An 11,982-nucleotide genomic window follows, 5' to 3' on the forward strand; every position below is an offset into this window, starting at 1 on the left:
CCTTTCTTCAGGCTAAACGCGTGAGCATGATTGCGCCCAGTATGGCAGTCAGGCCGCCCGCCACCTTGGCGATCGCGTGGTGGCGCTGCATGACGTGGTGGCCCACCACCATGCCTGTGACATGCAGCAGGGCCGAGCCGGCGGCCATGCCCACGATCACGCCCGCCGCAGGGGCGAAGGATGCTTCAAACAGCTCATAGCCGTGTGCGGCGCCATGGAAGAAGGAGAACACACCGGCCAGGCCAGCGGCTGCGCCCACAGCCATTTTTTGCTGCACCATGACGAGCAAGCCAAGCACCAAAACGGATGCGGCAATCATGGGCTCCATGGCGGGCACATGCAGGCCTGCAAAACCGGCAAGGCAGCCCGCAATCAAGAGCGCCACAAAGCCCGCAGGTGCGGCCCAGGCCTTGCGAGACGGGCCAAATGCCAATGCGCTCCAGGCCCCCACGGCCAGCATGGCGGCCAGGTGATCGGCACCCCCCAAGGGGTGGGCGATGGCGTGCATCAGGCTGTCCAGAAAATTGTGGTGGCCACCGCCATCAGTGCCAGCGTGGGCCAGGGCGGTGAGGGGCAGGGCCGTTGCTGCGGCAACGGAGGTGGCAATCAGGTGTGTGGTTTTCATAGCTGTTAGCGCTGGTCAAATAAGGGCTAGAGGCCAAAAAGGCTTGAAATTTGAGAGACTAGACGATGGGCTCATGCACCGTGACCAGCTTGGTGCCATCGGGGAAGGTGGCCTCGATCTGGATGTCTGGAATCATCTCGGCCACGCCCTCCATCACGTCGGCGCGGGTCAGCACGGTGCGGCCTTCGCTCATCAGTTGCGCCACGGTTTTGCCATCACGGGCGCCTTCCATCACAAAGGCGCTGATGAGGGCCACGGCTTCCGGGTAGTTCAGCTTGAGGCCGCGCGCCTGGCGGCGCTCGGCCAGCAAGGCGGCGGTGAAGATGAGCAACTTGTCTTTTTCTCGTGGAGTCAGTTCCATAATTTTTTTCGCTCTAAATGTTGTGATGGGCCAGCGCGTGGCTGTTGGCGGGGGTGGCGGGTGCAGCGGGTGCAGATGGAACGCTGGCAGAAAGCTCCAGGGCAGTGTGGGGCAGCGGTGCCAAAAGCAGCAGCAGGGCTTGCCACCATCTTTTGCAAAAGCCGTGCCAGTGCTGCCTTTGGTGCACAGGGCGGCATGCGCTTGCTTGAATGTGGTGCCGCATGGTCTGCAACTGCGGCGGTTGCAGGTTTTCTTGGTGCGTGGCGTGGTGAACCTGGTGCATGTTTGCCGTCTGTCGTTATTTGTTGCACCGCTTTGGTGAAAGTGGAGCGCCTTCGTCAAAGTGGCATATGGCTTGCAAAGGGGTGTGCAGACCGCTGTCTGCCGATGGCGGGCGCATTCAACCTGACCCCTGAGGAGCTTTTCATGACCCCACGCCGCTTCCCTCTCCATACTTTGGCCGCTGCCGCAACGGTCGCGGGCATGGGCTTTTCGGCCATGTCCGTACAGGCCGCAGACACCATCAAGGTGGGTGTGCTGCATGCACTGTCTGGCACCATGGCGATTTCAGAAACCGCGCTCAAAGACATGGCGCTGATGACCATCGAGGACATCAACGCCAAAGGCGGTGTGCTGGGCAAGAAGCTGGAGCCGGTGGTGATCGACACCGCCTCCAACTGGCCGCTGGCGGCGGAGAAGGCCAAGCAGCTGATCAGCCAGGACAAGGTGGCTGTGACCTTTGGTTGCTGGACCTCAGTGTGCCGCAAGTCGGTGCTGCCGGTGTATGAGGAAAACAATGCCCTGTTGTTTTACCCCGTGCAGTACGAGGGTGAGGAACTGTCGAAAAACGTGTTCTACACCGGTGCAGCGCCCAACCAGCAGGCCATTCCTGCGGTGGAATACCTGATGGGCGAGGACGGCGGCAGTGCCAAGCGCTGGGTGCTGCTGGGCACCGACTATGTCTATCCCCGCACGGCCAACAAGATCTTGCGCGCCTTCCTCAAGAGCAAGGGCGTGGCTGACAAAGACATCATGGAGGCTTACACCCCGTTTGGCCACAGCGACTACCAGACCATCGTGGCCGACATCAAGAAGTTCGCCGCCGGTGGCAAGACGGCGGTGATCTCCACCATCAACGGCGATTCCAACGTGCCCTTCTACAAAGAGCTGGGCAACGCTGGCATCAAGGCCACCGATGTGCCCGTGGTGGCCTTCTCGGTCGGGGAGGAAGAGCTGCGCGGCCTTGATCCCAAACCCCTGGTGGGCCACCTAGCCTCGTGGAACTACTTCATGAGCGTGAAGAACCCCACCAACGATGCCTGGATCAAGCAGTGGAGCGCCTATGCCAAGGCCAAGAACCTGCCCGGCCAGTCCACCAAGCCGCTGACCAACGACCCCATGGAAGCCACCTACGTCGGCATCCACATGTGGAAGCAGGCGGCTGAGAAGGCCAAGAGCACCGAAGCTGACAAAGTGATTGCCGCCATGGCGGGCCAGACCTTCAAGGCGCCCAGCGGCTTCACGCTGACCATGGATGCCAAAAACCACCACCTGCACAAGCCCGTGCTGATTGGTGAAATCAAGGCCGATGGCCAATTCAATGTGGTCTGGAAGACCAAAGGCCCGATCAAAGCGCAGCCTTGGAGCCCGTTCATCGAAGGCAACGACAAGAAAAAAGACGAGCCCGCGAAGCAGTGATGGCGGCTTGACGCGGCAGCCGTGCTGCAGCAGATGCCGCGTCTTGCACCTCCACCCCAAAGGCCCGTTCGCCCGAGCGGGCCTTTTGTGAATTGGATAGACCTATGTTGACCCCTTTCTTGCGCACCTTCCGGCCCTGGCTGGGTACAGCGCTGGCCTGCATGGCCCTGTGGCAGGCCCCAGCCCAGGCGCTGACGACCGAGCAAGCGTTGTCCATGGCCGATGGCGATAACAACAGCCGCATTGCCGCCATGCAAGACGCCGTGGCCACGGGTGAAGCAGCCCGTGTTTCGGACTTTTTGAATGCGCTGCGCGATGGTGAAGTGCAGTACACCGCCGAGCGGGCTTTCATCGTGCGGGGGGGCGAAGCCCGCGACCCCGTCACAGGACAGGTCACGCCCCTGCCCGAAGGGGCTGAAGATGCCAGCACCAACAACCGCATGCGCCGCGAGATCGGCAATGCACAGGCGGCGCTGAACCTGTTGGTGGGCAACGATGCAGAGCGGCTGGATGCCGCCAAGGCCATGCTCAAGGGCGCCACACCGGAGCGCCTGCCCATGCTGGAAAAAGCCCTGGCGCAGGAGTCAAATGCAGCGGTGAAGGCTGAGCTGGAGATGGCCCGCTCAGCAGCTTTGCTGGGCAGCGCAGATGCCCAGCAGCGCATAGCCGCCGCGCAGCTACTGGCCCAGCACGCCACCCCTGCCACACGCTTGCTGCTCAATGAACAGCTGACGCAGGAGCAGGATGAAAAAGTGCAGGCCGCGCTGCAACGTGCGCTGGCCGAAGTCAAAGACAAGCTGGCCTGGGGCGAACGCCTGGGCGTGGCTTTCACCGGCGTCAGCCTGGGCTCCATCCTGCTGCTGGTGGCGCTGGGCCTGGCGATTACGTATGGCCTGATGGGTGTGATCAATATGGCCCACGGCGAGTTGATGATGATCGGCGCCTACGCCACCTTTGTGGTGCAAGGCCTGTTTCGCAGCTATCTGCCCGACTTCTTTGACTGGTATTTGCTGGCGGCGGTGCCCGTAGCTTTTCTGGCCTCCGCCTTGGTGGGCGCGGTGATGGAGCGTGGCGTGCTGCGCTTTCTGTATGGCCGCCCGCTGGAGACCCTGCTGGCCACCTGGGGCATCTCCCTGGTGCTGATGCAACTGGTGCGCTCTACCTTCGGCGCGCAGAACGTGGCCGTGGAAAACCCGGTGTGGATGAGTGGCGGCTGGCAACTGCTGCCCAACCTGATGCTGCCTTTTAACCGGCTGGTCATCATCGCTTTTGCCTTTGCGGTGCTGGCGGGCGTGGCCTACCTGATTGCGCGCACCCGCCTGGGCCTGTTTGTGCGCAGTGTCACACAGAACCGCCCGATTGCATCGTGCATGGGGGTGAACACCGCCCGTGTGGACACGCTGGCGTTTGCGCTGGGCAGCGGTATCGCAGGGCTGGCCGGTTGTGCGCTGAGCCAAGTAGGCAATGTCGGGCCGGACTTGGGCCAGAGCTACATCGTGGATTCGTTCATGGTCGTGGTGCTGGGCGGCGTGGGCCAGCTGGCGGGCACGGTGTATGCCGCGCTGGGACTGGGCATCCTGAACAAGTTCCTCGAAGGCTGGACCGGCGCGGTGCTGGCCAAGATTGCCGTGCTGATTTTCATCATCGCCTTTATCCAGAAGCGGCCCCAGGGCATTTTTGCAATGAAAGGCCGCAGTGCGGAGGCATGACATGACAGCTTCAACTTTGAAATCGAATGTGTTCGTGCCCGTGGAGCTGCCGCGCCGCAAGCCGCTGTTGACCAAACCGGGTTGGGCCGCCTTCATGGTGGCGCTGATCGTGGTGTGCGCGCTGGCCCCGGTGCTCAACCTGTGGGTGGGCGAGGGCAGCGTGTTCCACCTGTCCGACTACGCGGTGCGCCTGCTGGGCAAGATCATGTGCTACGCCATCTGCGCGCTGGCCATGGACCTGATCTGGGGCTACACCGGCATCCTCAGTTTGGGCCACGGCCTGTTCTTTGCGCTGGGTGGCTATGTCATGGGCATGTACCTGAGCCGCCAGTCCGTGGGCGCTGAGGAACTGCCCGCTTTCATGGTGTTTCTGGCCTGGAAGGAGCTGCCGTGGTTCTGGGCGCTGTCGGACAGCTTCATCGCCACCTTCATACTGATCTTCGCGGTGCCCGGTGTGGTGGCCTTCGTGTTTGGCTGGTTTGCCTTTCGCTCGCGCATCAAGGGTGTCTATTTCTCCATCATCACGCAGGCGCTGACCTATGCGGCCATGCTGCTGTTCTTTCGCAATGAAACCGGCTTTGGCGGCAACAACGGCTTCACGGACTTCAAGCAAATCCTCGGCATGCCGCTGGCCACGCAGGAGATGCGCATGGCCCTGTTTGTGCTGACGGGCTGCACCCTGCTGGGCTGCTTTCTGCTGGCACGCTGGCTGGTGCGCAGCAAGTTTGGCCGCGTGCTGCAGGCCATTCGCGATGCGGAAACGCGCGTCATGTTCTCGGGCTATTCGCCACTGCCCTACAAGCTGACCATCTGGGTCATCAGCGCCATGATGTGCGGCCTGGCCGGGGCCTTGTACGTGCCCCAGGTGGGCATCATCAACCCGGTGGAAATGTCGGCCGCCAGCTCGATCGAGATCGCCGTGTGGACGGCCGTGGGCGGGCGTGGCAGCCTGATCGGCCCCATCGTCGGAGCCTTTGCTGTCAACGGCGCCAAGAGCTGGTTGACGGTGGCGGCACCGGAGTTCTGGCTGTATTTTCTGGGTGCTTTGTTTATTGCCGTGACGCTGTGGATGCCCAATGGCATCGTTGGCGTGGTGCGCAAGCTGCGCAGCAAGTTTGGATCGAAGCAAGAAGGAGGTGCGGCATGACCCCGGACCTGATGGAAGCGGGGGCCGTCCGCATGCGTGCCGCAGTCGAGAAGGCCGCGCACCACACCGCGTCGGGTGGCCGCAGCGCCAGCATGGCGCGCATTGCTGCACCGGGTGAGGTCGATGTGACCCATGGCCGCATCCTGTACCTGGAAGATGTGCACGTCAGCTTCGACGGCTTCAAGGCCATCAACGGCCTGAACCTGGACATTGCGCCGGGTGAGCTGCGCTGCATCATCGGCCCCAATGGCGCGGGCAAGACAACGATGATGGACATCATCACCGGCAAAACGCGGCCCGATAAAGGCTCGGTGTTCTTTGGCAGCACCATTGACTTGCTGCGCCATAACGAGCCGCAAATTGCGCAACTGGGCATTGGCCGCAAGTTCCAGAAGCCCACGGTGTTCGAGCAGCTGACGGTGTTCGAGAACCTGGAGCTGGCGCTCAAGACGCACAAGGGCGTGCAGCACTCCCTGTTCTTCCGGCTCGACAGCGCGCAAAGCGACCGGCTGGCCGGCATCCTGCACACCATCCACCTGGCCAGCGAAGTCCGCCGCCAGGCCGGCGTGCTCAGCCACGGCCAGAAGCAGTGGCTGGAGATCGGCATGCTGCTGATGCAGGAGCCCAAGTTGCTGCTGCTGGACGAACCCGTGGCTGGCATGACCGATGACGAAACCGCGCGCACTGCCGAGCTGTTCCTGACCCTCAAGGGCCAGCACTCGTTGATGGTGGTGGAGCACGACATGTCTTTCATCACCACCATCAGCGAGAAGGTCACCGTGCTGTGCGATGGCAGCGTGCTGGCCGAAGGCACGCTGGCCCAGGTGCAGGCCGACGATCGCGTGGTTGAGGTCTATCTGGGGCGTTGATGAATATGAAAAAGATAGCTGTTGGCGCAATCTGCATCAGCGCCGGAGGCCAAAAATGCTCAAAGTGAAAAACCTGCACCAGTACTATGGCGGCTCGCACATCTTGCGCGATGTGAGCGTGCAGGCCGAGCCTGGCAAAGTGACGGTGCTGCTGGGGCGCAACGGCGTGGGCAAGACCACGCTGCTCAAGAGCCTGATGGGGCTGGTGCCCATCAAAAGCGGTTCCATTGAATGGAACGGCAAGCCGATTGAAAAGCTCACGCCCTACGAGCGTGCCCGTGCAGGCATTGGCTTTGTGCCACAAGGCCGCGAGATTTTTGGGCGTTTGACGGTCGAGGAAAACCTGCGCATGGGCTTGGCCTACCAAAGCGGCAGCACGCCGATTCCGCCGGATCTGTACGCGCTGTTTCCCGTGCTGAAACAAATGCTGCCCCGCCGGGGCGGTGACCTCTCCGGCGGCCAGCAGCAGCAGCTCGCCATTGCGCGCGCGCTGGCTCCTGGGCCGGGTCTGCTGATTTTGGATGAGCCCACCGAAGGCATCCAGCCCAGCATCATCAAAGACATTGGCCGTGTTATCCGTATGCTGGCCAAGGAGCGTGGCATGGCAGTGCTGCTGTGCGAGCAGTACTACGACTTTGCCCAAGAGCTGGCTGATGAATACTTGGTTATGGAGCGCGGTGAGGTGATTGCCTACGGCCCCGGTTCAGAAATGAAGGATCAAGAGATTCAAAAGCTGGTGGCGATTTGACGGGCTGGGCTGTTGCCTGCCACAGCCATGGTGCGGTATCAGAGCGCAGGAATTACCATCGGTCTTTGATGCGAGGAGGCCCACGCCATGAAACGGGTGCGAGAGCTAGAGACCACCAGACTGTTGCTGCGCCAATGGAAGGATACAGACTATCCGGCCTTTGCACGGATGAGCGCTGATGCTGAAACCATGCGCTATTTCCCCAGCGTTCTTACTGAGAATGAGAGCCGAGTTATAGCTGATCGCTGCCGTGCGCTGATTGAATCGCGTGGATGGGGGGGGCTGGGCGGCAGAAAACAAAGCGAGCAAAGAGTTCATCGGTTGGATAGGTTTGCATGTTCCATCGGCTGAACTGCCTTTTGCTCCGTGTGTGGAAATCGGCTGGAGGCTTGCGCGCCATGCGTGGGGCAAAGGTCTGGCCACAGAGGGTGCGAGTGCGGCACTTGACTTTGCCTGGCATGAATTGGGGTTGTCTGAAGTGGTTGCATTCACCACGTTGGGCAACAAGCGTTCTGAGCGGGTCATGCAACGGCTGGGCATGGTGCGTGATGCGCTGACGTTTGAACACCCTGCGCTCCCTCAGGGGCATCCGCTGCGAGCGCATGTTCTATATAGAAAGACGTTGCTACAGGGGTAATTTGCGCTGAATGTATGCCCCCTGCGATGGAGGGGCGGTAAGGCGAGCAGTGCATTGGATGGAGCGGGCGCTGCTGCGCTTAGGGCTGGGGGCTAGGGTGGTGTTGGCGGTAGTACGCCCATTCATCCACCTCTTGGCCGCTGGGCAAGATGCAGATGGCATGCGCGCCGTGGGTCGTTGGCTCCATGCGCAACTTGCCGCCTTGCTGGATGCAGTACACCGAGGCTGGGTTGGCAATGCCTACATGGGGGTGTGAGGCAGTGATGGGGGCGGGTGGCGCAGCACAGGCGCTCATCAGCAGGGCGGCAGTGACAAGGCCCGCAGTTTTTTTCATGGCGATGCTCCAGGCAAGAAGAGAAGGGGGTGCCAGCATACAAACATGCCGGCTGGGGTGTGAAGCCGCAGGCACGCCAATTGAGCGAGGCAGCGTTGTTTAACGCGCTAAGGCTTTGCGGCCTTTGCTTGCCAAGGCCGCTTGGTACAGCGGCCAGACTTTGGGGACATAGGCATCCAGTTCGGCAATGCGTTGATCCCCTGCGGGGTGGGTGCTCAGGAACGTGGCCCCTTGCTGTCCACCTTTGATCTGCTGCATCTTTCGCCAGATGGAGGAGGCATGGCGTGGGTCATAACCAGCACGGGCCATCAACTCGAGACCGATGACATCGGATTCCAACTCCATGGCACGTGAATTGGGCAGGTGCACCAGCATTTGTGAGCCTGCGTCCATCAGCTCGCCCGGCATGCCGGTTGCTGCCGCCACGGTGCTGGTAATGAGGCTGGAGATGGTTTTTTGCGAGGCCTGTTCGCGTGAATGCTCACGCAGGGCGTGGGCAATTTCATGGCCCATCACCGCGGCGATTTCGTCGTCGGTCAGCTGCAGCTGGTTGATGAGGCCGGTGTACACGCCGATCTTGCCGCCGGGGGCGCAGAAGGCGTTGATGTCCTCGGACTCAAACACATTAATTTCCCAGGCCCAATTGCGGGCATCCGGGCGGAACACGCCCACCTGACCAATCAAGTCTTGACCGATGCGGCGCACGCGCTGGGTCATGGCGGGGTTGGTGTTGAGCTTTTTCTTGGACTGCGCATCCGCCGTGAGTTGCTGAAAACCTTTGGCGGCCTGGGCATTGATGGCTTCACTGGAAATCAGCATCAACTGGCTGCGCTGCAGACCAATCGCACCCGAGTTGGTGGTGCTGGCGCAGCCCAGCAAAGTGGCGCTTGTCAGCAACACGCTGCCCATGCGCAGCAACCAGCGGGAGAAGATGTCAAAGGCCATAGCGTTGGGCAGTCTGTAGCAAGCATACAAAACACCCGATTCAATCACAGCCCAGCCATGCGGCGGCAAAAGAGCGGGGGGCTACGCAAACAAGCCGCATGGTTTGCACCATGCGGCTTGATGGGCAGGAAAGCGCCTGCACGGTTTACTCGATGTTCAGCGCCACTGTTTTATCGACAGGCTTGGTGCGCTGCAGGGTCAGCGTCAGCACGCCCAAGTCCAGCTTGGCGGAGGATGCTGCGGCATCAATCTCGTGCGGCAGCTCCCAGCTGCGGCGCACTTGGCGTGGCGCCCCTTCGACGCTTTGCAGATGCACCATGTTGTCTTCAATGCGCAGTTGCAGTTGGTCACGGCGCAAACCGGGCACATCCACAGCCAGTGTGGTGGCGTCGTCGGTGTAGTTGACTTGAAAGTCCTGCAGAGGCTGTTGCGCGGCATTGGTTGCTGCCTGCATAAAGCGCTGCAGGGTGGCATCCGGACGGGATACGTGGCGGATGAGAGGGCTAGCGAGGAACATGCGAAAACTCCTTGTGTTGGGTTGGCGCTGTCTGCGCCTGGATGTTTCCTAAATGTGCACGCCCAGAGGCTTTTCAAGAGATTTTTTTGAAGAATAAATTTTGCGAAAAGCACTTGAAAAATGCCTAACCGTCTTTAATGGTGGTTATTTTTACGAATGCAATAAAAAAAAGGTGCTGCAAGCAGCACCTTCAAACCACGACAGGCATGGCCTGCAGAGGAGACAATCAGGGAGGTCAACCCGTGGGTGTTGTGACGCTTAGAAAGCAGCGCCGTGGGCAGCGAGCACGGGATTGCCTTGGACAGCGGTGGAGGGGCGTCCATCAGCCCCCACAGGTACTGTGCCGACCAAGGTGGAGCGGTAGAGCTGGCGGTCAAATTCCAGGTCAAAAATGTCTTGCGGTGCAACGTGGGCGGTAGAGCGGTTGTCCCAGAAAGCGATGGAGCCGGGCTCCCACTTGAAGCGCACGGTGAATTCGCTGCGCACCGCGTGTTCCCACAGCAACTCCAGCAACACACGGCTTTCGCGGGTGTGCAGGCCCGAGATGGTTTTGAGAAAGCCGGGGCTGATGAACAAAATCTTCTCTCCCGTCTCTGGGTGCAGGGTGATCAAAGGGTGCTCGCTGACCAAGGTGTTTTGCTGGATCAGTTCCAAATATTCCGCTGTGGGGTTGGCGCCTGCGGGTGGGCTGAAACGGTGCTCTCCACGCAGGGTGTTCAGGAAAGCTTTGAGTGGCTCGGACAAGGCTTCATACGCGGCCACCAAGTTGGTCCACTGGGTGTCACCACCGTAGGGGGGAATAGTTACGCCGCGCAAGATAGAGCCTGCGGGCGGGTTGACAGCGGCTGTGACGTCGGTGTGCCAGCCTGTCCAAGGGCGGCGCTCTGGCTCGCTGCTGTAGCTGTTGGCACGGCGGTGCTTGGCAATCGAATAGAGCTCCGGGTGACCATCCACATGGCCAAACACGGGGTGGCCAATGGTCAGCTCGCCAAACTGGCTGGAAAACGCCACATGCTGTTCATGGCTGAGGTGCTGTTCACGGAAGAACACCACTTTCCATTGCAGCAACGCGGAGTGAATGGTGTTCACTTCGGCTGCCGTGAGTGGCTGGTGCAGATCCACGCCGCCAATCAAGGCACCAATGTGGGCCGATTGGGGGGTGACGGTCACATGGGGGGTAGCTGTTTGTGCATCTTGCAAACGTTGCTGCAGCAGTTGGCGGGGCGAGAGATTCAATGGTGCGTTCATGGTGCAAATCTTTCAGGCGATGTTTTCAAAAAGTCGGATTTAGCGAGCCGGGCGTGTGCCTGCTTGTGCAAGGCGTTGGGCATTCGCTGGCAACAGGCCCAGTTCATCGAGCAAGGCATGGGTGCTGGCAATTTGGCTGCGAATGGCTTGGCTGGTGGCTTCTGGGCCTAAGAAAAGGTGTTGCCATTGGTTGGTGGCGACAAAGTCCTGCCATTCCTTGGTTTGGGTGGCACGGCGCAGCGCTTGCAGCCAATAGGCTTTTTGCGCAGGTGTTGCATTGGGAGCGGTCATCACGCCTTGGTAGGCATTGCTGACGTAGTCAATGCCCTGTTCTTTCCAGGTCGGTGCTTTCGCGAATACACCTTGCAGGCGTTCATCGGCAGCAATGGCAATCACGCGAATGCGGCCACTTTCCAGGTAAGGCAGCAAATTGGGCGTGGTGGCGGCGACCACATCCAAGTGCCCACCGACGAGCGCGCCCATGGACTCTGCGGAGGATTTGTAGGGAACGATGCGCAATTGCTGCACCGAGACACCTTCTTGCTTGAGCGGTTGCGCAATGCCCAAGTGGATGTGGTTGCCCAGCGTGTTGGAGATGCCAATCGACAGCCCCGAAGGGTCTTGCTTGAGGCGTGCGACCAAATCCTGGGCATTGCGCACAGGAGAGTCGGCACGCACCACCACGGTCACAAATTCGCGAAACAGCGTGGCCAGCGGTGTCAGGTTTTGCAGGTGTGCTGGCAAAGCGCCTTGCGCTTGGCTGGTGACGTAGCCGCTGCTCAGGGTGATCAGGCTGTGTGCATCACCTTTGTGGCGGGCCACGGTCTCCAGGGCCTGGATACTGTGCGCGCCAGGCTTGTTGGTGACGACGAAGTTGCTGGTAATGCCTTCTTTGGCCAGCACATCGGTGAGTTTGCGTGCCGCCATATCGAGTGCGGCGCCGGCCCCACCGGGGACAATGAATTCCAGATTTTTGCTGGGCTGCCAAGTGCTGTCGTCGCTGGCTTGGGCGGGGGCGCTCACCACGCACGCCATCGCCATGCATGCCATCCATTGAGTCACGGTGCGGCGGCGCTGGGCAAGGGGGCGGGTGTGGTGTTGCATGGGGTTTCCTTGGTCTCAAACACAGCGAATTGCTGTGCGA

Annotated in this window: 14 protein-coding genes; 7 read left to right on the plus strand and 7 right to left on the minus strand. The window is 60.8% G+C overall.

The window, feature by feature from the left end; genetic code table 11:
• Nucleotides 1–7: 7 nt before the first annotated feature.
• Nucleotides 8–625 (minus strand): HupE/UreJ family protein, encoded by a 618-nt coding sequence (locus tag QEP12_RS11330; protein WP_284214320.1) that lies wholly within the window; start codon nucleotides 623–625, stop codon nucleotides 8–10.
• A 58-nt stretch (nucleotides 626–683) separates the two neighbouring features.
• Nucleotides 684–986 carry an urease subunit gamma gene (locus tag QEP12_RS11335; protein WP_284214321.1) on the minus strand — a complete coding sequence of 101 codons (303 nt, stop codon included), beginning with the start codon at nucleotides 984–986 and terminating at the stop codon, nucleotides 684–686.
• A gap of 426 nt (nucleotides 987–1,412) precedes the next feature.
• On the opposite strand from QEP12_RS11335, the gene urtA reads away from it, so the two are divergent.
• The 7 genes from urtA (at nucleotide 1,413) to QEP12_RS11365 (ending at nucleotide 7,794) form a co-directional block, all read left to right on the plus strand.
• A complete protein-coding gene (gene urtA / locus QEP12_RS11340; RefSeq protein ID WP_284214322.1) occupies nucleotides 1,413–2,684 on the plus strand; it encodes an urea ABC transporter substrate-binding protein in 1,272 nt (423 codons plus the stop codon).
• A 104-nt stretch (nucleotides 2,685–2,788) separates the two neighbouring features.
• Nucleotides 2,789–4,393, plus strand: coding sequence for an urea ABC transporter permease subunit UrtB (gene urtB, locus QEP12_RS11345; RefSeq protein ID WP_431308083.1), 1,605 nt, complete (start codon nucleotides 2,789–2,791; stop codon nucleotides 4,391–4,393).
• A 1-nt stretch (nucleotide 4,394) separates the two neighbouring features.
• A complete protein-coding gene (urtC, locus tag QEP12_RS11350) occupies nucleotides 4,395–5,540 on the plus strand; it encodes an urea ABC transporter permease subunit UrtC (RefSeq protein WP_284214323.1) in 1,146 nt (381 codons plus the stop codon).
• On the plus strand, nucleotides 5,537–6,409 hold the full coding sequence (gene urtD / locus QEP12_RS11355; RefSeq protein ID WP_284214325.1) for an urea ABC transporter ATP-binding protein UrtD: 873 nt from the start codon (nucleotides 5,537–5,539) through the stop codon (nucleotides 6,407–6,409). Before urtC ends, urtD begins: the two co-directional genes overlap by 4 nt.
• Nucleotides 6,410–6,464: 55 nt before the next feature.
• On the plus strand, nucleotides 6,465–7,157 hold the full coding sequence (gene urtE / locus QEP12_RS11360) for an urea ABC transporter ATP-binding subunit UrtE (protein WP_284214326.1): 693 nt from the start codon (nucleotides 6,465–6,467) through the stop codon (nucleotides 7,155–7,157).
• Nucleotides 7,158–7,325: 168 nt separating this feature from the next.
• The gene (locus tag QEP12_RS17020; RefSeq protein ID WP_348521126.1) at nucleotides 7,326–7,508 is read left to right on the plus strand and encodes a hypothetical protein; all 183 of its coding nucleotides are present in this window, start codon (nucleotides 7,326–7,328) and stop codon (nucleotides 7,506–7,508) included.
• A complete protein-coding gene (locus QEP12_RS11365; protein ID WP_343034149.1) occupies nucleotides 7,426–7,794 on the plus strand; it encodes a GNAT family N-acetyltransferase in 369 nt (122 codons plus the stop codon). Before QEP12_RS17020 ends, QEP12_RS11365 begins: the two co-directional genes overlap by 83 nt.
• 79 nt (nucleotides 7,795–7,873) lie before the next feature.
• Here QEP12_RS11365 and QEP12_RS11370 read toward each other — a convergent pair whose 3' ends face one another.
• The 5 genes from QEP12_RS11370 to QEP12_RS11390 all read right to left on the minus strand — a co-directional run bounded on the left by QEP12_RS11370 (nucleotide 7,874) and on the right by QEP12_RS11390 (nucleotide 11,942).
• Nucleotides 7,874–8,128, minus strand: coding sequence for a putative hemolysin (locus QEP12_RS11370; protein ID WP_284214328.1), 255 nt, complete (start codon nucleotides 8,126–8,128; stop codon nucleotides 7,874–7,876).
• A gap of 99 nt (nucleotides 8,129–8,227) precedes the next feature.
• Nucleotides 8,228–9,073: a M48 family metallopeptidase gene (locus QEP12_RS11375; protein WP_284214330.1), complete on the minus strand. Its 846-nt coding sequence runs from the start codon at nucleotides 9,071–9,073 to the stop codon at nucleotides 8,228–8,230.
• A 145-nt stretch (nucleotides 9,074–9,218) separates the two neighbouring features.
• On the minus strand, nucleotides 9,219–9,590 hold the full coding sequence (locus QEP12_RS11380) for an Hsp20/alpha crystallin family protein (RefSeq protein WP_174862812.1): 372 nt from the start codon (nucleotides 9,588–9,590) through the stop codon (nucleotides 9,219–9,221).
• Nucleotides 9,591–9,848: 258 nt separating this feature from the next.
• Entirely contained in the window at nucleotides 9,849–10,838 is a 990-nt protein-coding gene (locus tag QEP12_RS11385; RefSeq protein WP_174862811.1) for a TauD/TfdA dioxygenase family protein, read from the minus strand.
• A gap of 39 nt (nucleotides 10,839–10,877) precedes the next feature.
• On the minus strand, nucleotides 10,878–11,942 hold the full coding sequence (locus QEP12_RS11390; protein WP_284214331.1) for a tripartite tricarboxylate transporter substrate binding protein: 1,065 nt from the start codon (nucleotides 11,940–11,942) through the stop codon (nucleotides 10,878–10,880).
• Nucleotides 11,943–11,982 lie beyond the last annotated feature (40 nt).

The sequence above is a fragment of the Comamonas jiangduensis genome (genome assembly GCF_030162955.1).
GTDB classification, from domain to species: domain Bacteria; phylum Pseudomonadota; class Gammaproteobacteria; order Burkholderiales; family Burkholderiaceae_C; genus Comamonas; species Comamonas jiangduensis.

Coding starts and splice junctions, on each gene's coding strand:
- QEP12_RS11370 (WP_284214328.1), bottom strand. CDS start 8,128: ATGAAAAAAACTGCGGGCCTTGTCACTGCCGCCCTGCTGATGAGCGCC.
- QEP12_RS11385 (WP_174862811.1), bottom strand. CDS start 10,838: ATGAACGCACCATTGAATCTCTCGCCCCGCCAACTGCTGCAGCAACGT.
- QEP12_RS11330 (WP_284214320.1), bottom strand. CDS start 625: ATGAAAACCACACACCTGATTGCCACCTCCGTTGCCGCAGCAACGGCC.
- QEP12_RS17020 (WP_348521126.1), top strand. CDS start 7,326: ATGAGCGCTGATGCTGAAACCATGCGCTATTTCCCCAGCGTTCTTACT.
- urtA (WP_284214322.1), top strand. CDS start 1,413: ATGACCCCACGCCGCTTCCCTCTCCATACTTTGGCCGCTGCCGCAACG.
- urtE (WP_284214326.1), top strand. CDS start 6,465: ATGCTCAAAGTGAAAAACCTGCACCAGTACTATGGCGGCTCGCACATC.
- urtB (WP_431308083.1), top strand. CDS start 2,789: ATGTTGACCCCTTTCTTGCGCACCTTCCGGCCCTGGCTGGGTACAGCG.
- QEP12_RS11380 (WP_174862812.1), bottom strand. CDS start 9,590: ATGTTCCTCGCTAGCCCTCTCATCCGCCACGTATCCCGTCCGGATGCC.
- QEP12_RS11335 (WP_284214321.1), bottom strand. CDS start 986: ATGGAACTGACTCCACGAGAAAAAGACAAGTTGCTCATCTTCACCGCC.
- QEP12_RS11390 (WP_284214331.1), bottom strand. CDS start 11,942: ATGCAACACCACACCCGCCCCCTTGCCCAGCGCCGCCGCACCGTGACT.
- urtD (WP_284214325.1), top strand. CDS start 5,537: ATGACCCCGGACCTGATGGAAGCGGGGGCCGTCCGCATGCGTGCCGCA.
- urtC (WP_284214323.1), top strand. CDS start 4,395: ATGACAGCTTCAACTTTGAAATCGAATGTGTTCGTGCCCGTGGAGCTG.
- QEP12_RS11375 (WP_284214330.1), bottom strand. CDS start 9,073: ATGGCCTTTGACATCTTCTCCCGCTGGTTGCTGCGCATGGGCAGCGTG.